This window comes from Aliiglaciecola aliphaticivorans (assembly GCF_054782055.1).
Genome location: NZ_BAAGTF010000034.1, coordinates 24370 through 45626, shown reverse-complemented (window position 1 = coordinate 45626; position 21257 = coordinate 24370). Strand labels below are relative to the sequence as shown.

Annotated in this window: 18 protein-coding genes; 13 read left to right on the top strand and 5 right to left on the bottom strand. The window is 48.2% G+C overall.

The features are described from left to right. Positions 1-80 precede the first annotated feature (80 nt). The 10 genes from ACYVIL_RS16685 to ACYVIL_RS16640 all read left to right on the top strand — a co-directional run bounded on the left by ACYVIL_RS16685 (position 81) and on the right by ACYVIL_RS16640 (position 12456). A complete protein-coding gene (locus ACYVIL_RS16685; protein ID WP_460313570.1) occupies positions 81-1340 on the top strand; it encodes an SIR2 family protein in 1260 nt (419 codons plus the stop codon). Positions 1341-1352: 12 nt separating this feature from the next. Next, positions 1353-3092 (top strand): ATP-binding protein, encoded by a 1740-nt coding sequence (locus tag ACYVIL_RS16680; protein ID WP_460313568.1) that lies wholly within the window; start codon positions 1353-1355, stop codon positions 3090-3092. A 117-nt stretch (positions 3093-3209) separates the two neighbouring features. Further along, positions 3210-5360: a MobH family relaxase gene (mobH, locus tag ACYVIL_RS16675; protein WP_460313566.1), complete on the top strand. Its 2151-nt coding sequence runs from the start codon at positions 3210-3212 to the stop codon at positions 5358-5360. 48 nt (positions 5361-5408) lie between these two features. After that, positions 5409-7229 (top strand): conjugative transfer system coupling protein TraD, encoded by a 1821-nt coding sequence (gene traD, locus ACYVIL_RS16670; protein ID WP_460313564.1) that lies wholly within the window; start codon positions 5409-5411, stop codon positions 7227-7229. A gap of 9 nt (positions 7230-7238) precedes the next feature. Further along, the gene (locus ACYVIL_RS16665; protein WP_000546512.1) at positions 7239-7799 is read left to right on the top strand and encodes a hypothetical protein; all 561 of its coding nucleotides are present in this window, start codon (positions 7239-7241) and stop codon (positions 7797-7799) included. Beyond that, the gene (locus ACYVIL_RS16660; protein ID WP_000033756.1) at positions 7786-8421 is read left to right on the top strand and encodes a DUF4400 domain-containing protein; all 636 of its coding nucleotides are present in this window, start codon (positions 7786-7788) and stop codon (positions 8419-8421) included. Before ACYVIL_RS16665 ends, ACYVIL_RS16660 begins: the two co-directional genes overlap by 14 nt. A gap of 271 nt (positions 8422-8692) precedes the next feature. Then, positions 8693-10249: an IS21 family transposase gene (gene istA, locus ACYVIL_RS16655; protein ID WP_000850406.1), complete on the top strand. Its 1557-nt coding sequence runs from the start codon at positions 8693-8695 to the stop codon at positions 10247-10249. A 159-nt stretch (positions 10250-10408) separates the two neighbouring features. Next, on the top strand, positions 10409-10657 hold the full coding sequence (locus tag ACYVIL_RS16650; protein ID WP_001083547.1) for a hypothetical protein: 249 nt from the start codon (positions 10409-10411) through the stop codon (positions 10655-10657). Further along, the gene (locus tag ACYVIL_RS16645) at positions 10617-11888 is read left to right on the top strand and encodes an IS4 family transposase (protein WP_196897288.1); all 1272 of its coding nucleotides are present in this window, start codon (positions 10617-10619) and stop codon (positions 11886-11888) included. Before ACYVIL_RS16650 ends, ACYVIL_RS16645 begins: the two co-directional genes overlap by 41 nt. A 325-nt stretch (positions 11889-12213) precedes the next feature. Further along, positions 12214-12456 (top strand): hypothetical protein, encoded by a 243-nt coding sequence (locus tag ACYVIL_RS16640; protein WP_013785947.1) that lies wholly within the window; start codon positions 12214-12216, stop codon positions 12454-12456. A gap of 15 nt (positions 12457-12471) precedes the next feature. On the opposite strand, the gene ACYVIL_RS16635 is transcribed toward ACYVIL_RS16640, so the two are convergent. From ACYVIL_RS16635 to ACYVIL_RS16625, 3 genes are all read right to left on the bottom strand, one after another. After that, complete coding sequence (locus ACYVIL_RS16635; RefSeq protein ID WP_013785948.1) at positions 12472-13179, bottom strand: RES family NAD+ phosphorylase; 708 nt, start codon at positions 13177-13179, stop codon at positions 12472-12474. Between the two features lie 68 nt (positions 13180-13247). Continuing rightward, positions 13248-13619 carry an MbcA/ParS/Xre antitoxin family protein gene (locus ACYVIL_RS16630; protein ID WP_013785949.1) on the bottom strand — a complete coding sequence of 124 codons (372 nt, stop codon included), beginning with the start codon at positions 13617-13619 and terminating at the stop codon, positions 13248-13250. An 89-nt stretch (positions 13620-13708) separates the two neighbouring features. After that, a complete protein-coding gene (locus tag ACYVIL_RS16625) occupies positions 13709-14377 on the bottom strand; it encodes a TetR/AcrR family transcriptional regulator (protein ID WP_013785950.1) in 669 nt (222 codons plus the stop codon). Between the two features lie 44 nt (positions 14378-14421). On the opposite strand from ACYVIL_RS16625, the gene ACYVIL_RS16620 reads away from it, so the two are divergent. Together ACYVIL_RS16620 and ACYVIL_RS16615 are read left to right on the top strand one after the other, a co-directional pair. Then, positions 14422-15447 (top strand): efflux RND transporter periplasmic adaptor subunit, encoded by a 1026-nt coding sequence (locus ACYVIL_RS16620; protein WP_158306776.1) that lies wholly within the window; start codon positions 14422-14424, stop codon positions 15445-15447. Beyond that, on the top strand, positions 15444-18485 hold the full coding sequence (locus ACYVIL_RS16615; protein WP_024024121.1) for an efflux RND transporter permease subunit: 3042 nt from the start codon (positions 15444-15446) through the stop codon (positions 18483-18485). The genes ACYVIL_RS16620 and ACYVIL_RS16615 overlap by 4 nt, the downstream gene beginning before the upstream one ends. 84 nt (positions 18486-18569) lie before the next feature. Here ACYVIL_RS16615 and ACYVIL_RS16610 read toward each other — a convergent pair whose 3' ends face one another. Beyond that, positions 18570-19184 (bottom strand): DUF938 domain-containing protein, encoded by a 615-nt coding sequence (locus tag ACYVIL_RS16610; RefSeq protein WP_013785953.1) that lies wholly within the window; start codon positions 19182-19184, stop codon positions 18570-18572. A 211-nt stretch (positions 19185-19395) separates the two neighbouring features. Between ACYVIL_RS16610 and ACYVIL_RS16605 the strand changes: the two genes are divergently transcribed. After that, positions 19396-19629: a bacteriohemerythrin gene (locus ACYVIL_RS16605; RefSeq protein ID WP_013785954.1), complete on the top strand. Its 234-nt coding sequence runs from the start codon at positions 19396-19398 to the stop codon at positions 19627-19629. A 223-nt stretch (positions 19630-19852) separates the two neighbouring features. Here ACYVIL_RS16605 and ACYVIL_RS16600 read toward each other — a convergent pair whose 3' ends face one another. After that, positions 19853-21157 carry an IS1380 family transposase gene (locus ACYVIL_RS16600; RefSeq protein ID WP_013784042.1) on the bottom strand — a complete coding sequence of 435 codons (1305 nt, stop codon included), beginning with the start codon at positions 21155-21157 and terminating at the stop codon, positions 19853-19855. Positions 21158-21257 lie beyond the last annotated feature (100 nt).

Below are 21257 nucleotides of genomic sequence, written 5' to 3'. Positions count from 1 at the left end.
AAGGAAGTTAAATAGCACAAGCGTCTGAAATTTATTGGTTTCTAGGCTGGTTGTCTTTTACGTGGAAGGTGAATTAAAAAATGGAAAATGAAAACATAGTAAGGTTTTTGTCATCAGACATAAAAAGGAACTCCGCGTCTTCGAAGAGAGAGCCAATCGAAATTGATCTTTCTAATGATGACTTAGATGACGAGCTGGCCACATTTTTTCGTTTTATCAATAAAGTTTTAGATACTGATAACTTAGTCATACTGGCTGGTTCAGGCACGTCTTTAACATTTAATAAGCCTTCTCAGCAGAATAAAGCGCCTATCGCTCCAAGTATGTGGCACCTTTGGGATTATTGTAATAAAGCAGATGAGAATCTTTTCCAATTGGTTTTGAAGGCAACAAATTATGATGCTCTTCAAAAACATCGTGAAGCAAACGGAGATGCAAAGCCAGACATTGAACTATTATTGTCTCTTTGCGATTCCTCTTTAGCCGTTGGGAACCTTTCAAATCAAAGAACTAATCAAGTAAGTAAATTCCTTGAGCAAGCCAAAAACATAATTTTAGCTAAAACCACCTTTACTGAATCGATCCCTGAATCAGACTGGGTTAGTCATGATAAATTTATGCGTGCAGTAGGTAGAAGGAGTGCTCAGCAACAACGACTTAAACTATTCACGACTAATTATGACTTGGCTTTTGAGCACGCTGCATCAAACACTGGTTTTGTTGTTATTGATGGTTTTGAATTTTCTAACCCCTCTTTTTTTAATCCTATGTGGTTCAAGTATGACATAGTGAACCGTGGGCACTCTAAGAGCAGTGAAGGCGCATACATATCCAATGTGGTTCAGCTATATAAGATGCATGGCTCTGTGGACTGGAGAAAATTTAACGGCAGAGTTAGAAAGCTAGGTGCTGATAGCAAAATTGGTGAACCTGTTTTTATCTATCCAAGCAGTAGCAAATATCAGACATCTTATGATTCTCCTTACTTAGATATGATGACTTCTTTTTTGGAAGTAGTTAAACAACCCAAAACGGCTGTACTGTGCCTAGGTTTTGGTTTTAATGATAAGCATATAAATAATGCGCTGACTATGGCGCTTAGGACTAACCCTGAGTTTATGCTGATGGTTGCAACGAAAGACCCATTCAGTGTAACGGGTTCATTCAATGATGAGATTAGGAATCTGCTAATGGCAGCTATTGACCATGGGGATGGCAGAATCGCAATAATGGATTCAACGTTTAAACAGTTTTCTAGTCTGCTACCTGAACGAAGATCAACAACTCCCGAGGACGAACTCTTCAAAGCATTTGAAAAAATCACTGCGAGTATTAAATAAGGGAGACTATTCATGGAGCGGAAAAAGTGGTTTTCCCCTTACGATCCAACAAGACGGATTGGTAGCGTCATTAGCGTATCTGCAACCGAGCTTATCATTAACTTATCTAAAGCGGGATCTGGTGAGCCCAGTTGGTCATTCGGAAATCGAATAGCCGCTGGTGAAGTAAATGAATTTGTATTCATCGACATAGGTGAAACAGCGATACTTGGGCGCCTAGTGAAAGTGTGGATTGAGGGTGGAGAGAGATTAAGTGTTGACGGTTTGGCGGATAAACCATCCGAAAATCACCCAATTGGACTGGTTCAATTATTAGTGAGTTTGAACCCAGCTAATGGTCGTAACTACAAAGGAATTAAACAGCATCCGAGATTAGGTAGCCAAATATATTCAGCTCACCCGTATCTGGTAGCAATAATCGCTGAAGGTAAACAAGATGAGGAGCCTGGCCAAATCCATTTACCGTTAGCTTCACTTCCGCATGATGAATCCGTAACTGTTCACGTTACCCCTGAGAAGTTGTTTTCACGCCATTGCGCTATTTTAGGAGCAACAGGTGGCGGGAAAAGTTACTCGATGACAAACATCATCGAGCAAGTGATTAAGGCCGGAGGCAAAGCAATTATTATTGACCCGACGGGGGAATATGAGTCACTTGGCTGTGACAGTTACTATGTTGGGAATCATGCAAAAGCAACTCCATTTAATCAGTTAACTTTTCCACATTGGCAGTTTACAGACTCAGATATTAGAGCCTTTTTAAGGCCTTCAGCACAAAGCCAAGCGCCTAAACTGGAGGCAGCTATCGAGAGTCAGAAAATAGTGTGGCAATTTTGGCAGCAACAAAATCATGGCCTTGATATCAATGCAAATTATCTTTTGAACAAATCTGGGCAAGCAAAGGCTCCTTACGAAGCTGCTCTATTATCTATGAATAGCTCTATCCAGACAGCTCCATGGATGTTTAAATACATTGCTGACCAGATTGTAAACGAGTGTGTGTGGCCAAATGGCGGGAATGCTAATAATCCTAACCCCACTATTTGGGGCGGAAGAGCTGATAATGATGTTGGCCACTGTTTAAACCTGATAGCTCGGATTAAAGCCTATTCAAACAACCCAAATTTAAAATGGATGATTGACCCGGATGATAAATTAAAGACATTACCTAATCTTATTGATGATTTCTGTTCGCCAATAAGTAGCAATAATGTGCTGAGATTAGATCTTTCTGAAGTTCCATTTGAAGCAAACTCAAGAGAAATACTTGTTAATGCCATTGGTAGAAAGTTGTTATCTGTAGCCAGGCAAGGTGCAATAAATCATGGTGCACCTCTATTAGTATTTATTGATGAAGCTCATCAATTTCTCAATAAGCGAATTGGTGAAGAAACGAACAGGTTTGAGTTGGATGCCTTTGGTAATATTGCTAAAGAAGGTAGAAAGTATGGTTTAAATACCATTATTGCTACTCAGCGACCACGTGACATTCCTGAAGATGTTTTAAGTCAGATTGGTACACTTATTGTGCATAGGTTGACCAATCAGCTGGACCAAGAAATTGTAAAAAAGGCTGTTGGCGCTATTGATCAACGTTCAGCATCTTTTCTCCCTGTCTTGGGTCAAGGAGAGGCATTGTTATTAGGAGTCGATTTCCCATTTCCTATGACTGTGAAAATGAAACGTCCTGCAAATGCGCCAACTTCGAAAAGCGCTGGCTTTTCTAAAAGTTGGAAACCTTTGCAAAAGTAGTTTCAATTAAGACAAAACTGCTTCGCCACTTCCTAGTCAAATAGGTGTGGTTCTTTTACATCTAATTCACCGCCGGTGAGTTTATGAACCTTCACACTATGGTGTCGGAGGTTCACTATGTTCAAAAACCTATTTTTTCAAGCCAAAGCACTACCAGAGCTGTCATCGCAACTGGATGCGGAAATTCCACGCTACCCGCCATTCCTGAAGGGGTTGCCAGCTGCGTCACCCGAGGATTTGCAGTCCACACAAGACGAGCTAATTGCCAAACTGCGCCAGGTACTTGGCTTTAATCAGCGTGAGTTTCAAAGGCTGATTCAGCCCTGCATTGATCATCTGGCGTCCTATGTTCACTTGTTGCCAGCTTCTGAGCATCATCATCACAGTGGTGCTGGTGGTTTATTACGTCATTCGTTGGAAGTTGCTTTCTGGGCGGCACAAGCAGCTGAAGGGATCATCTTTGTTGCCAGTGGCACACCGGTTGAGAAAAAAGAGCTGGAACCAAGGTGGCGTGTTGCCGCGGCATTAGGCGGTTTGTTCCATGATATTGGTAAGCCTGTTTCAGACCTGTCCATTACGGACGAAGATGGACGCTATCAGTGGAACCCATTTTTAGAAACATTATCCCAGTGGACCACAAATAACAGCATTGAACGTTATTTTATTCGCTGGCGCGACGGACGGTGCAAGCGGCACGAGCAATTCTCAATTCTGGTGTTAAACCGGGTGATGACACCTGAGTTGCTCGCCTGGTTAACTCAACCTGGCCCTGAGATTTTGCAAGCCATGCTGGAGGCAATTGGCAATACCGATCCCGAGCATGTCCTGTCTAAACTGGTCATTGAAGCAGACCAAACCAGTGTGCAGCGAGACCTGAAAGCTCAACGGATTTCCGTTGACGACAATGCCCTTGGTGTCCCAGTCGAACGCTATCTACTTGATGCCATGAGGCGATTACTTGCCAGTTCCCAATGGTTAGTCAATCAGCGAGACGCCAGAGTCTGGGTACGAAAATCAAATCAATCAACCAATCTTTACCTGGTTTGGAAAAGCGCGGCTAAAGACATCATTGAGCTGTTGGCCAAAGACAAGATACCTGGCATCCCAAGAGATCCCGATACCCTTGCGGACATCCTCATTGAGCGAGGATTGGCCACGAAATCCACCTCAAATGAGCGATATGAAAGTCTTGCCCCTGAAGTGCTGATCAAAGACGACAAGCCAATCTGGCTACCCATGCTGCATATATCTGAGGCCGATTTATTGTTCAGCTCGAATGTACCAAGTAGCGTGAGACTGTTTAGCAAATCTGAGTGGGAAGCAACACAGAAAACACAAGCAGAACCTCAGAGTCGTTCCAGTGAGCATCCAGACTTGCCTGAAGCGTCATCATCAATCGAACATAGCAATTCGGCAGAGTCGCCATCGTCAAAATCGTCCGAACAAGGTGATGAACTTCGTCTTGCTAGTGATGTTAGTAACCCCCAGGCAACTGGAAATGCTCCGGGTGATGGATGTGAAAAGCCTAACAATTCATTTGATGGCGCTATCGCGAATAACGTAAACCAGCACGATGAAGAAGCATTGAATCTGCCTGAATCTTTGGCGTGGCTTCCAGAGGCCAGCGGTGCGTTGATTATGGCTGGTGAACAGATTCTGATCCGTTATCCCGATGCCGTAAGACATTGGTGTGCTCCCCGAAAACTGCTTGCTGAACTCAGTCGATTAGATTGGCTTGAACTAGATCCCGCAAACCCGACACGTAAGGCCAGAACTGTGACTACGAAAGATGGCGTTCAGGAGCAAGGGTTGCTGCTGAAAGTATCGATTTCTAAAGGGCTTACTGCACTGATTGACCTTCTCAAACAAGACGCAGAATCAGCGGCAGCAATTCAGAACAAAGAGGCTTCACCGCGACCGAGTCGAACTGAGACAACCAATGCCCAAGCAAAAGAGCCCGCCATAAGAGCGGAGCGCAAGCAAAAGCCGATTGCGCCCAATACGAACTCATGTACAGACCCCAAACACGCACAGCGCCAACAGATGGTTAATTTTGTGAAAGATTTGCCCATCTTACTGACCGATGGCGATTACCCAGACGTGGATCATAGTGCCGATGGTATTCGCGTCACGATTCAAACCTTACGCCAAGTCGCCAATGAGCATGGCATTCCAGCTGGACAACTGCTTCGGGGGATCTCGGCCAGTGACGAATGCCAGTTTGATGAGGGGGAAACGGTTCTGTTTACCGCTCACGCTAAACGTTAATCCTTTTGAAATTAAGCGGATTGCAAACGGTTATTTTGCGGAGCATGAATGAAAGAAAACGCATACGAGATGCCCTGGCGCACGAACTATGAAGCCATGGCAGCAGCAGGTTGGCTGGTTGGGGCCACTGGGGCAATAGCCTCAGAAATGCTGACTGAGCTACCACCTGAGCCATTTTGGTGGATGACAGGGATTTCCTCGGGCATGGCGTTGTACCGCCTGCCCGAGGCTTACCGTCTTCATAAGTTACAGAAGGGACTAAAAGGGAAACCTTTGGCATTTATGGAGCTGGCGCATTTGCAAAAAGTGATGGCAAAACATCCTGATGAATTGTGGTTAGGTTATGGCTTTGAGTGGGACCAACGTCATGCTCAACGCGCTTATGAAATCTTAAAGCGGGATAAGCAAACCTTGCTTAATAAGGGCCATGGCAAGCAAATGGGCTCGACCTGGATTCATGGTGTCGAGCCCAAAGAAGAAGATGTGTACCAACCAGTTGGACACACTGAGGGGCACACCTTAATTGTCGGTACGACCGGTGCCGGAAAAACCCGTTGCTTTGATGCGATGATCACTCAGGCCATTTTGCGCAATGAAGCCGTGATTATTATTGACCCCAAGGGAGACAAAGAACTTAAGGATAATGCACAGCGAGCCTGTATTGCCGCCGGTAGTCCTGAGCGCTTTGTGTATTTTCATCCGGGTTTTCCAGAGCATTCAGTACGTCTTAATCCCCTGAGAAACTTTAACCGGGGCACTGAAATTGCCAGCCGTATTGCGGCACTAATCCCATCCGAAACCGGGGCTGATCCATTTAAAGCCTTTGGCCAAATGGCACTGAATAACATCGTTCAAGGTCTGCTGCTTACTTCACAACGTCCTGATCTGAAAACCCTGAGACGATTCTTGGAAGGTGGCCCAGAAGGCTTGGTAGTAAAAGCCGTCACGGCGTGGGGGGAGCAGGTGTATCCGAACTTTAGTGTGGAGATTAAACGCTTTACTGAAAAGGCCAATACCTTGGCTAAACAAGCCATGGCGATGCTGCTTTTTTACTACGAACGCATTCAGCCCGTTGCCGCCAATACTGATTTGGAAGGCCTTTTGAGCATGTTTGAACATGACAGAACCCACTATTCCAAGATGGTGGCTTCACTGATGCCGGTGCTCAATATGCTCACTTCAAGTGAACTTGGCCCACTGCTATCACCGATTGCAAACGATGTGAATGACAGCCGGTTAATTACGGATTCTGGCCGTATTATCAACAATGCCCAAGTGGCGTATATCGGCTTGGATTCATTGACTGACGCCATGGTTGGCAGCGCCATCGGTTCGTTGCTTTTATCCGATCTCACCGCCGTGGCCGGTGACCGCTATAACTATGGTGTTGATAATCGTCCCGTAAATATCTTCATCGATGAGGCGGCTGAAGTCGTCAACGATCCCTTCATTCAACTGCTCAACAAAGGCCGTGGCGCAAAAATGCGTTGCGTGATTGCTACTCAGACCTTTGCTGACTTTGCAGCTCGTACAGGCAGCGAAGCTAAGGCTCGCCAGGTGTTAGGTAACATCAACAACCTGATAGCCCTTCGGGTGATGGACGCCGAAACGCAGCAGTACATTACCGACAATCTGCCTAAGACTCGGTTGCAGTACATTATGCAAACTCAAGGTATGTCGTCCAACTCGGACAGCCCCGCGTTGTTTACCGGCAATCATGGCGAACGCTTGATGGAGGAAGAAGGCGATATGTTTCCACCGCAGTTATTAGGCCAGCTCCCCAACCTAGAGTACATCGCCAAGCTTTCAGGTGGCCGTGTGATCAAAGGTCGCATTCCTATTTTAACCAGCTCTACACAGGCAGCATAAGGAGTCTGTATGCATCATTCTGTCTGTCTGAAAATGACAACACTTACCAGTAAAGAAATGCTCGCTCAGTGGCAGCAACATAACCCCCAGTTCAAGGAAACCTTAGGACTGCTTGAAACCGACTGGCCTCATGCTTTGGCCTCGGTGTATTGCTTGGCGGACTACTTAACGGATGCGTTCACGTTAGATGGCCATTCCATCTTTGATTTGTGTCTGTGTAATGGTTTGGGCAGTTATGAAGAAGTCAGTTGTGATGATGATAGTGTACGCCTTTGGCATTTCATTGAGGCACTGACCTGGACTGCCGCCAGTGCTTTAACGGGGATTCGCCTGCGTGATCCTGACCATTTCGAGTGGGCCGCCGTAGATGGTGTGTATTTCTACTCCTGGATTCGTAATCGTCCAAATCGGATGGCGTATCTGGCTGAAGGACGTATTGATATGCGTTATGTCAGTGGCCATACATCGACAAAGCGGCTTCAACAAGTGATTAAAGCCCGGATTATGACTCCAACCGTTGCAGCCATGCTGGCGCGAGTTGAAGAGGATGTTTGGCATGAGCAAGCATAAGTCGGTTTGGCTGCTGTGTCTGGCACTGATGCTGGAGATTATTGCCATTGGCGTGTTAGTGCCCGGTGATTGGACTGGCCGGGTCATCAGTAAAGAGAAGCAGATGATCCAAAACCAATTGGGCGCACAAACAAGCTATTGGATTGGTCAAACTAGCCATCGCTGGTATCAATCATGGGTTGTGGATACGCAGATGGAGCAATCTGTGCGAGATTTTCTAATCCCCACTGAAGAGCAGCGACTGCGCTCTAAAGGGATGGAGAACATGGGAGGCTTTTGGTTTGTCTGGGTAGAAGACCGTATTCAGGCATTTTTTGATGTGTTGTACCAAGTGTTCACTCGATTTGCTTTACTGATGGTCTGGTTGCCCTTTGCGCTTATTCTCATGTTACCGGCGTTGTGGGATGGCTTAATGACCTGGAAGATTAAGAAGACAACCTTTGATTTTTCGAGCCCTATCATTCACCGCTACAGCATGATTATCCTGGGTTCAGGCGTCATCTTGCTGTTTATGGGATTGTTCGCCCCGCTGGCTATTCCACCGGTGGTACTACCGTCGATGATCATCGGCTTGGCATTGATGGCAGGGTTGGCGTTAAGTCACTTGCAGAAGAAGATATGAGGCCAGTTGGGCCTCATCTTGTAGAGCTAAAACCTTACGCCTACGGTATTGCCGTTCTCGTTGCGTATTTTTCCCAACCGTGAACACCAATTTTTCTCTAGCGTGAACACCTAATTTTCTTAACTGTGAACACTGATTTTTGCCTAAGCGTGAACACTTTTTCCGCATGACAAAATTTAGTGTTCACGGTAAGCAAAAATCCCCACCCCTTCTTGCAGGTCAGTTTTTAACCATTAACCTGCGCTCCTTTGTTTAACCCTCAGGAGCCGTTATGAAAACGAAGAAGATCTCTATGCAGAAAATCAAAGAAATTCTGCGCCTCAAATACGGCGCCGACCTCTCATCCAGGCAAATATCCCGTAGCCTGAATATATCAACGGGGGCTATCTCAAAGTACCTCAATCGAGCCGATGCGGCTGGCATTGGTTGGCCTTTGCCAGAGAGCATGACAGAGCAACAAGTTTTAGCCATCCTGCAGCCGTCACGAAAACCAAGAAAGGACACGGTCACCGTGTTTGCGGAACCCGATTTCAATGCAATTCACGATGAGTTGGGGACCAAGGGAATGACACGACAATTGCTGTGGGAAGAGTACACACAAGACCACCCCAGTAATCACTATAGCTATTCTCGCTTCACCGTTCTGTTCAAACGTTGGCAGGGCTCACGCCAGCTATCGATGAGACAAACACACCTAGCTGGCGAGAAGATGTTTGTCGATTATTGCGGGCCGACCATGGATGTCATTAACCCTCAAACGGGCGAGGTACGTACTGCCCAGATTTTTGTCTCCGTCCTGGGCGCCAGCTCTTATACATTCGTTGAGGCGACATGGTCACAAAGCTTGCCTGACTGGATTGGTTCCCATGTTCGAGCATTTAACTTTTTTGGTGGTGTTCCGGAGGTGGTTGTGCCAGATAACCTGAAAAGTGCCGTTAGCAAAGCCTGCCGCTATGATCCTGACCTAAACCCTACCTATCAGCAACTTGCAGAGCACTACAATGTTGCCGTCATCCCAGCTCGCCCCTACAAACCAAAGGACAAATCTAAAGCAGAGGTCGCGGTTCAAGTGGTTGAGCGGTGGATCATGATGCGCCTGAGAAAGCAGCCATTTTTTACTCTCGCGTCACTTAATCAAGCCATTCGTTTTTTGCTGGCAGACCTCAACAACCGCCCGTTTAAAAAACGTCCGGGATCTCGCCAATCTCAATTTGAAAGTATTGATAAGCCTGCGTTAAGACCGTTACCACCATCCCCCTATGAGTACCTTGAGGTTAAAAAGGCCAGAGTTCATCTTGATTACCATGTGGAATACGACGGTCACTTCTACTCCGTACCATATCAACTGGTAAAACAAAACGTGATGATTCATGCAAGCCGAACCACCTTGACCATTAATCATCAGGGAAAGCAGGTGGCCCACCACCCGCGAGCCTTTAAACACGGCCACACGACTGACACCACGCATATGGCGAAGGCGCATTTGAAGCATCAAGAGTGGTCGCCTCAGCGGTTTGTGTTATGGGCAACCCGAATTGGCGAATACACGACATTGGTGGTTGAGCATCAACTTGCTGGTCGCCGTCACCCCGAACACGGTTATCGCGCTTGCCTGGGTTTACTTAACCTGACAAAGAAGTATGGCCAGGAAAGGCTCGAAGCCGCCTGTCGTCGCGCACATTATATTAACGCTATTACGTACAAAAACATTGCCTCAATTCTCAGCAAAGGTTTAGACAACCTGCCCATGGAAGATGGCGATGCAGACAAGCAGATTTCCCTTCCCCTCAGTCACGATAATGTTCGCGGTGCCAAGTACTATCACTAATTACGCAAAGGAAAAACGAATGATTAATAACTCAAGTTTCGGGGTTCAAAAACAGCAAAAAATACAGCTTAAGTTACTGAATAATATAAATAAAAATAGCCTTTTCGTGGTATAATGTTAGTTAACTAGACAAAACAAAACACCCACCCAAGGCTATGTATGAATTCTGACACAACCTCTTCTGTTTTGCCATCGCTCACCGCTGAGTATTTAAGCCGCCACGATGTTCAAGTGGATAATCTGTTTAGCAAAGCATGGCAGCGCATCGGTTTTAATCGACTGCTGAAACAAGCGCGGTTTTCAAAGCGTTCAGGATCACCCGTCAGTGATGTAGTGTACCTTTTACTGCTTTGGGTCTGGCTTAACGATGTTTTCAAAGGAGTCGTTACAAAGCTTCTCGATCACTAAGAAGGATGCCCTTTATGATCTTCTTAATCGGGAAGATCTGGATTGGCGCAAGTTGCACCTTCAAACAGCGAAGACCGTCATCAGTTTGACTGACCACAGCGCCATACGCGCCTATGTTGTTGATGATTCTGTTAAAACACGGCGCGGTAAAACCATGCCAGGCATCTCTAGCCACTTTGATCACCTCAATGGTCGTTGTGTGATGGGGCAGCAAATCCTGACCCTAGGGCTGGCGACTGAAAAGCAATTTATCCCTTTAGATAGCGAACTCTATATCAGTCGAGTTAAATCACAACCTCTGACCAAAGCCTTTGCCGATGGTCGCAGTATCGCCGCAAAACGTTATCGTGATGCGCAGTCAATGACTAAACCGGAGATGGTCCATGGCATGATTAAGCGAGCCGATCGGTCCGGCATTCATGCACAGTATTTTTTAGCCGATTCATGGTTTGCCAGTAAGTCCATGCTGGCCTTTATGGAAGCGCAATCGTTAGTCTCCATTGTCCGTATGAAGAAAAATAAAATGAGTTACCGCGTGGCCGGTAGTGACAAGGTTCTCTCAACAGCGGCTGAGCTATACCAACATCACATCAAAGGCCAATGGCAGAAGGTTAAGGGCAGGCCATACCAGTCTAAGGCGATCACCGTTGAGTTAAACTTAGCACAAACCCTCGATGCACCTGATCACTGGATCAAGGTCAAGCTGCTGTTTGTACGTGGCGTTAACGAAGAAAAACAGCGTGCTGGAAAGCATGATTGGGCCTTGTTTTTATCCACCGACACTCACCTCAGTGATGAGAGAATACTCGAAATCTATGCATTACGCTGGGGAATCGAAGTGTACTTTAAGGAAGCGAAACAAAAGCTTGGGTTCCTTAAAGAGCAGAGTACACATTACAGTGCTTATATCGCCTCCATCCATTTAACGGCTCTGCGATTCTGCTTGCTGCTATTGACTCAACACGAGGAAGGTGCCGCTCGACTGAGTTATAGTCGTAACGACATGATCAACAGTCTGTGCACCTTAGATTTTGCCAGCCGACTCTGGGTTATCTTTAGAGCGCTGATATCGGGAGCGCTTGATGAGCTCAGCAAGCTATATGGAGTCAGCGTCGCCCAAGAGATCATGAACCAAATAGACAAAACGGTTCAGGAGTTCTTTATGCAAGTCATGCAAATGGATACCTTCACGCTGAGGCTAGAAGCCAAATCTATTGGTGATGAGTACTGATTTTAAGCTAAACTGAACTCCGAAACTTGAGTTATTACTCTCGGTGATGTAAAAGCCATTTTTTTCTATGCAAGCTTGTTTCCTGCATTTGTCGATCTGACGACTATCGCCACGTCAGACATTGCAACGATTATTGTGTTGACTGTCGTTGCAGTCGGTGGTGTTAAACTGGGTTATGCGTATTTCGCCAGCAGGATTCTGTCCTGGACTAAGGGCAGAGCACCAGGCGTTGTTAAAAAGACCGCTGGCGGTTTTATGGTTGGTGCAGGCACATACCTTATGGTAAAAGCCTAATGAATTGAAAATCCCACGTTGGAGGTTGTAGATGGAAGATGATTTTGAAGTTGAAATGAGTGCTTTAAGCCAGGAGCTGACGGCTGAGGGTAAAACTGTTCAGGTCGATATTTACCGTGGCGACACGGGAGGCTGGATTCTTGAAGTGATTGATGAATCGGGTGTTTCGACAGTCTGGGAAGATGAGTTCGATACAGAGGAAGCCGCACTGGATGAAGTTAAGGCGACCATCAGAGATGAAGGAATTGATTCTTTAATTGGTATGGATGTGTAAATGACGCTGGGTTAATCATACCGGGTTCCGTGGTGCGGATGGGGCTGGCATAGGAAACAGCCTGTTAACAGAGAACTCCTCCAGACAAAAGCTGAAGACCTGTTGGGAGCCCATTGCTTTAAAGGTTACCTGTTCCTGGGTTAGTTCACAAAACCAGTTTTCTCTGGATTGCGGCGCCTGGTCAGTGAAGGCGATGGGGGTAAAGAGGGCTGCGCACAGCTCATCACGAGCTGAACGGGCCGATAGATATTCAAAGGCTTCTACTCCAGCTTCTCTCATGTTGGTGCCTAATGCTTGAGTCAGGGAGTACTCAGTGCGGTGGCGCAATGCTGCCGTGAATGCACTAAAGGGTGGCTGTTGAAGCTGGATACCTTTATCGGTCTTATAACCCACTGTGAACAGCGTATGCTCGGTGTTCAATTTTGCCGCAGGTGCCGTTCCTTCCATTGAGCGGAGAAACACAAAGCGGTAGAAGGCGGATTCTGCCAGGGTTACTTCAAGTGATTTTCCGCCGTAGAACAGGCTAGGTTCATGGATACGGCCAAATCGAGATCCCCAGTGTAAGGGAGGATAACGAAAAGGTGTTTTGAGCAGGTAGTGCAGGGTGTTTGGGTAGGTATCAGGATAGTCGGGTTTTGAGGTTTCAAGTAACTCTTCAAGCACCGCCTGTTCTTCGAGTGTGTCCACATAGCCTAGTGTGGCGACTTGTTCCTGATTTTCCACCAGGCGGTATAACAACCCCTCAATGGGTCTGATGCAGGCTTCGCCGTTACAGTCAGCCCAGATTATGGTTACACCTTGCCTCGTATCGCATCCAGGCAGGTCACCACACGCATAAGTCCCTGAACAGTTTGTACCTGTATAGCAGGAACACCGCCAGTAAGCTTGTTCTGTGAGCGCATGAAATGTTTGATCCAGGCCTGGTCACCCCCGGTGAGTGCAAATAGTGCCCGGGCGGCTCTGATCAACAGCAGGGCCAGTTCACCTTGTTTACTGTCGGGACTCAGGTCCAGGTTTTGCTTTAAGCGTGTTATCGCGGTTCTATGCACACCAATCACCTTGCCCAGCTCATCTTGCTTGAGTGTCAGCTGTTTGGATGCATTAAGTAGTGCTTTTGACAGGACAACAGCTGGGTCTGGTCGTTGCTTTAGTTGTGCAGTCATCTTGCTTTTCACTCCAGGATCTAACTTTTGATCTTTATTTTAGATGCAAATAAAGCAAAATGGTAATCAGTTTTACTAAATGAAACATTTCATCTCTGCCACAGCCTCCAGCACTGCTTCACAACAGCGTCAACATGCCTGTTGATTTCCTCACCAGGTTGTCTGGGTGGGAGTTGATGCAAGGCACGCACTATGTCCAGTCCTGCAAGCATGCTCAAAAACAACTCGGCGGCATGCTCAGTATCAGTACACTCTATACGTCCTGCCTCTTGTTGTATTTTTAACCAGCCGCTCAAGGTGTCTAAGGCGTTTTGAACACTGTTGTTGTACATGCTGTGCAGTAGATCCCGGTCTACTTCGTGCAGGCTGCCCAGCAAACGCAGAAAATTGAGGTGTTCATGGCTGAGTACGAAATGTGCCAGGTTTAGTGCAAAGTCATGCAGTGCTTGCCGAGGTGTTTGGCCCTGCTCAGGTTCGATAACCAGGTGTTGAAGCAAGCTATCGCACTGGCGATGAATGATGGCCTCGATCAGTGTGTTTTTTTCGTTAAAGCGGTTATAGACCGTTACTTTTGAAACGCCCGCTTTACGTGCGACCGCTTCTATCGAGAATTTAGCTGGGCCCTGGGTGAACAGAAGTTCTGTGGCGGCATCCAGAATAGCGACTTCTTTGCTGGGATCGACAGGTCGTCCCGATCGTGACTTACAAGGCACTTTTTTATCCATTTTAATTAGTGTACGATTGCCTTCATTAATCATAGTGTATTTTTGAGTCGATTACCATGCATAGACCCTTATTCTTTATGGCTATTGTGCTGTTAATGCTGGGCTGTAGTCCAGATAATGGTGCATCCAATGCACCTCAGTCTGCGGCTCCCTGGGTTCGAACTCTGGTAGTGAGTAATGCCTCTTCTGCTTTTCTGAAGCTATCCGGCACAGTAAAAGGGCGCTATGAAACACCCGTTGCCTTTCAGGTTTCGGGCCGTATTCTGGAGCGCTATGTTGATGCGGGTCAGCGGGTCGAAGCGGGGCAGTTGCTGTTCCAGTTGGACCCGCGTGATTTGTTAGCCTCGGTGCGAGTGGCTGAAGCTGACATGAAAACGACTGAAGCGGCATTGGCAATTGCACGCAGCGAGTTGAATCGTCAACAAACACTGGTAGACGGCCAGTTTGTCAGCCGCCAAACCCTGGAGCGTTATGAGCTGACACTGCGTGAAGCCATCAGTCGTCATCAGGCGGCTAATGCTGTGTTGGAGCAGGCACGTAATGCTGTGGATTATGCTGAACTGCGTGCTGAAAAAGCGGGCATACTGAATGCCGTGACAGCTGAGCCAGGACAGGTGGTCATCATGGGGCAGGCTCTGGCTACTCTGATTGACGATAGCTCACTTGAAGCGGAGGTATATCTGCCTGAAGGTGAGGATGCTCCAGCGTCTGGTAGCCTGTTGATTGATGGTGAATCATTAGCGATTACTTTGCGGGAGATGGCAGCCTCGGCTGATCCTGACAGTCGCAGTTGGCGGGCACGTTATCGTATTGAGTCGCGCTCTGATGCCTTAAGTCTGGGCAGTGTGGTACAGGTCAGGCTTGACCAGCCACTGCAGGAGACAACCTTTAGTGTGCCCCTGGGCGCACTGGATGAACGCAGTCAAGGCGCTCAGGTCTGGCAAGTAGTTGAGGGGCAGGTGCAGCCTGTGCCTGTGGAGGTGCTGGAGCTGAGCCAGGAATATGCCCGTATTCGCGCTTCCCTGACGCAGGGTAGTCGCATTGTTGCGCTGGGCACGCATTTATTAACGCCGGGCATGCAGGTCAGGGAGCAGGCGCGATGAATTTTCCCAATTTGTCAGCCCTGGCAGTGCGTGAACGCTCGGTAACCCTGTTTTTTCTTCTCCTGTCTGTCTTTGCCGGTGTCTATGCGTTTTCATCTTTGGGGCGTGCCGAAGACCCATCCTTCACTGTACGGGTGATGGTGGTGTCGGCTATCTGGCCCGGTGCCACACCGACCGAGTTACAGGATCAGGTTGTTGACCGTCTGGAGAAACGCATTCAGGAAGTGGAGTACCTGTATAAAATTGAAACCACGATACGTCCGGGTCGGGCCGATTTACAGATAGAGTTCGAGGACTTTTCACCCAGTGAAAGGGTGCCTGATCTGTTTTATCAGGTACGTAAGCGCATGCTGGATGAAGCCGGAAGTCTGCCTGCGGGGGTCATAGGTCCGATCGTTAATGATGATTTTTCAGATGTGTATTTCTCGCTGATTTCACTGACGGCACCGGGTATGCCGATGCACAGCCTCACCCGTGAAGCGGAATCTGTCCGTGATCGTTTACAGCGTGTGCCTGGCCTGCAAAAAGCGCTGTTACTGGGCGAGCGCAGTGAGCGGGTGTTTATCGACTTTGATATGAACCGCCTGAATAACCTGGGGTTGTCAGCAGAGCAGATTTTTGCCGCGATTGAAGCCAGTAATCGTATGATGCCAGCTGGCTTTGTTGACCTGGACGGGCCACGCGCCTACCTGCGTGTGGATGCTGATCTGGCGGACCTTGATCAACTGGCTGCTTTGCCGATACGTGTGGGAGACCATCTGTTAAAGCTGTCTGATCTGGCAGATATACGGCGAGGTTACGAAGATCCTCCCTCCTATATGATCAGGGCGGATGGTGAAGCGGCCATATTGTTGGGGGTGGTGATGCAGGCCGGTCAGAACGGCCTGGAGTTTGGTGAGCGTCTGACGGCCTTTATTGATGCTGAACAGGCCGCGTTACCCCTGGGTATGTCTTTGCATATGCTGACCAATCAGACCGAAGCGATCAGTCAGGCCGTTGATCTGTTTCAGATCAAGTTTCTGGTGGCGGTGCTGGTCGTTATGGCTGTCAGCATACTGGCGATTGGCTTTCGTGCGGGTCTGGTGGTAGGTATTGCCATCCCCGTTACCATCGGCCTGACCTTCCTGTTGATGAAAATTACCGGGATCAATCTGGATCGTATCACTCTGGGTGCCTTGATTATCGCCCTGGGGTTACTGGTGGATGATGCCATCATCGCCATTGAAATGATGATCGTTAAAATGGAAGAGGGCTGGGAGCGGGTGCGCGCGGCCAGTCATGCCTGGAGTGTGACGGCCGCCCCTATGCTGTTTGGTACGCTGGTGACGGTAGCGGGTTTTGTCCCGATCGGCTTTGCCCAGTCAGGTGTGGGTGAATATGCCGGCAATATCTTTTGGGTGATGGCCTTTGCACTGCTGGTTTCCTGGCTGGTGGCTGTGACTTTTACGCCTTATCTGGGAGTGAAGCTGCTGCCATCCTATACTCAGCATCAGGCTGGAGATATCTATCAAACACGTTTTTACCAGTATCTGCGAGGCGTGGTAAACACCTGTGTGCGTTATCGTAAAACGGTCGTGCTGTCGACACTGATGTTGTTGATACTCAGCGGTGTGGGTATGGCAACGCTGGTACAAAAGCAGTTTTTTCCAGGTTCAGACCGTCCAGAGGTATTGATCGATATTAACCTGCCGCAGGGCAGTGCAATCGGCACGACAGAAGCCACGGTAAAACGCCTCGAAGCCATATTGGAAACGCTGCCCGAAGTGAAAAGCCTGTCATCCTATATCGGTGCGGGTGCGCCTCGATTCTTTATTTCGGCTAACCCTGAACAGCCTGATCCGGCCTTTGCCAAGATCATTGCCATAGGCCATGATGCCGGTGCTCGTGATCGTATTATGGCGGAGATGAATCGTCACCTGGAGGCAGGTGAGTTTCCTGAAGCACGGGTACGCGTTACCCGTTTGCTATTTGGACCGCCGGTTATCTGGCCTGTCAGCTTTCGCGTGCTGGGCCCGGATACTGAAGTCTTGCGTTCCATCGCTCACGAGGTGCGTAATCTGATGGCGGCGCATCCCAATACCGTGATGCCGCACCTGGAATGGGATGAGCGTACACCCGCCTACTATCTGGATATGGACCCTGACCGTCTGCGGTTAATGGGACTGACGCCGACCGAGGTTGCGCAGCAACTGGCGTTTCAACTCAATGGTTTTAATGTCACCGATGTGCGTCAGGATGTTCGCAGCGTACAGGTGATCGCGCGCAGTGCACGCGAAGGGGGGCTGTTACCCGAGGCGCTAGAGCTTAAGACAGCGGATGGGCGCAAGGTGGCGCTCAGTCAGTTGGGCGAGTTGAGTATCCGCTATGAAGATCCGGTGATAAAACGCTATAACCGTGAACCCTTTCTGGCTGTACATGCCGATGTACAAGGAGCCCAGCCACCTGACGTGACCCATGCGATCTGGGCTGACATGCAGTCGCTGCTTGCTGAATTACCACCGGGCTATCGTATCGATATAGGTGGATCGGTTGAACAGTCTGGCAAAGCGGATAGCTCCATCCAGAAGCTGCAACCGCTTATGCTGGCGCTTATGCTGATTTTCATCATGCTGCAGATGCGCTCATTTACCGGCACGTTTGTGGTGATTGCGACGGCTCCACTCGGGTTGGTAGGAGCGGTGGCAGCACTGCTGTTGTTTAACCAGCCGTTTGGTTTTACCGCGCTGCTGGGGTTGATCGGTTTAAGTGGTATTTTAATGCGCAACACCATGATACTGGCGCAACAGGTGCAGGATAACTTCGATTCCGGTATGCAGGCGGGTGCCGCTGTGGTTGAGGCGGCGGTGCAGCGTTCCCGTCCGGTGGTACTAACCGCTCTGGCGGCGGTGCTGGCTTTTATTCCGCTGGCTCTGGATCTGTTCTGGGGACCCTTGGCCTATGTGCTGATTGGCGGTGTCGCTGTGGGTACGCTGATTACCTTGCTATTTGTGCCAGCGCTCTATGCATGGTTGTTCAAAGTGAAAGTCAGTGACTATTGAGTCGTTCACTATCTGCAGAGTTGATAGCCTGTAAAGAGTGGATTGCCAGCCTGGCGGGTACAGCAGTTCGGCTGCTGTACTTGCTCACTCCTTCCGAAATACCACCGATAGATTGTTAGCTGGCATGGGAACTACCGCTTGTCGTATCAGCCCTTGCTCTTTTGCCAGATGAGTGACCTCATCCAGATGGCGGATACCCCAGAGCGGGTTACGTTGGCGGAGTGATGCATCAAATGCCAGGTTGCTCTCGGCAGGGCTGACATCGGCCTGCCAGAAAGGGCCATAGAGGAAGAGGACGCCATCGTTACTGAGCAGATTTTGGGCTAATTTCATAAGCCCCTCGGCGGCTTGCCAGGGCGCAATATGGATCATGTTGATCGCCAGCAGGGTGTTGTAGTCACCCTGAGGCATTTCTGTGGGAGCGGTTACATCCAGGAGTCGGGCTGGAAACAGCTTTGGATGGTGGTCACTCTGTCGCCTGGCTTCGATGCTGCTTAAGGCTGTCGGATCTATATCGGTGGGTTGCCAGTGAACGACCTGTGAGAGATTTGAGGACAGATACACCGCGTGCTCGCCCGTTCCTGAAGCTATTTCCAGTACCCTGGCCGGATCGGGAAGGTATGTCTGCAAGACATTGAAGATCGGCTCTCTGTTGCGCCGTGTAGCGGGTGCATGGGCAAGCGAGTTTGATGGTTTCATCGCAGATAGGTCTCCCTGCAAAGCAAAAGGCTCTGTATCAGGGACATTAATCTACCGGAAGAAAAGGCCAGGGTCACGTTTCATTAACCTGTGGTGTTAATTCCCATAGCAAAAATTTACTGTATTTATCCCTTATGGATATATGGGAATAGGTGGCTGGTATACAATGTCTTTTTAAAGGTTTGAATTCGGCTATAAGGCTATTTTACACATGACATCACTTTCAGATGATGCAAACAACACGTTTGAAATCTTTCCCTGGAACCCGCAACTTGAGACGGGTATTGCGATTATTGATGATCAGCATCGTAATTTGGTGATCCTGCTGAACAAGCTGGGTCAGCAGTATGTGCAGGGTGTTTCCAAACAGGCTATTGAGCAAATTCTGAAAGAGTTGTCCGATTACGCTGACTACCATTTCCAAACTGAGGAAGCTATCTCCTGAATCAGTGACGAGTATTGCTTAAGATTACAGATCGGAGCAGTCACTGTTTTATCGCTCTTTAACAATCGATTTTATTCGTACTGATGTGCGCTTGCATTGCAGGCTACTGATTTTTGCCTATTAAAGGATTTTTCTCTGGTTAAAATTCAAACAATTTTGACCGATTTGGCATGCTGAGGCCTGGCTACTAGCCATGCAAGGAATGTTTGGTATATCGAGTATGTCAGGTAATGTGATACACGCGATTGAATGCGCTAAAGCCTGGACAATGAGAGCCAAACTTAAGTGTCAGCTGTCTACCGCTCTTCACGAGTCGGCAGGCCAGATACATCAACTCTTGCATAACGGTTTTCAATCGGCGACGTTTCGCTGAGTGCCGCACAGGTGAGTCAGATTGCATTAAGCCGCGTAAACCGATCCAGCGTAAGATGTTATAAGCCATGACGGCAAAGCCCATGACCAGATCGTTGGTCGCGAACTTCCCAGATGGCAGGCGCTCTAGATCCAAGTCAGTCTTGAACTCGCTATGGAACTGTTCACACAGCGCATGCCCTTTGTAGAGTTTAATCACCGTGGCGTCATCTGCCACATCTGAAGACAATGAGGTCAACCAGCCATCTAAGCTGATTTCAGGCTCCAAGAACAACTGACCTTTGGCATCAGAGTGTCTCACCGTAACTTTGACCACTCGACGCGTATTGGCCGCATCATCCAGCTGTTGAGAGAACACGGCTTCCATTTTACCGGGTCGTGGATGATGCCACTTCGCATGTGCACAGGCTTCATCGTACCATTGCCAGACATCCTGCTTTCGTGGGTTCCATTTAATCAGGAAGTCGACGTTTTGGTTGTTCAGAAAAACACGGTTTTCAAGCGCATCATGTGCACTATCCAGTCGGATCAGTAATGACTGATCGGTCAGCTGACGTGCTCTTGGAATCACGCGTTGAAGTACATTGATAAACTCAGCATTAGCATGCTGGCTGCCAGGGCGTAACTCACAACCTAAGCACCACCCTTGCTGACCCAAATAGGCAGCAATCGGCGCATAGCCATCATGCCCTTTGTAAGTGTAGGAAACACCTTCCTTTTTAGTGTCACTGTTATCCATGGGGAACACGTCCATATCCAAGGGAATATGCCCTGTTGAGAGCTCTGTTAGTGGAATGGATGCATTCTGTAAAAACTCAACACTGGCCGAACTTAACAGTGGTAGTAAATTAACGGCATCTTCATCAAAGCGCTGACGTAATCGCGCGGATGAGGGTGATTGTTTGATACCCATGGCGGCCTTGAAGTAGGGATCATGTCTGGCTTGTTCGACGGCTTCAAAGTCACTTTTGCCCAAGCAAACGAGTCCTACATACGTACGAATAAGATCGATATTAGCGATACCATGGCGTTTAGCGACATCACGAGAAGTCTTATGAAGTGATGTCATTTGGTTGATGCAATGACCAATGAGAGCAAGACCACCATGAGGTGTGATCACTTCGGTTTTAGACTGAACAAGCTTGAACTTACGCATGGTAGTAACATCACTGATTGGGTGAATGGACAGTGATGACTATTTTAACGTTGGAAGCCTTGCTATTGCAGGGTTTTGAACACATTTATTGAATCTGAAG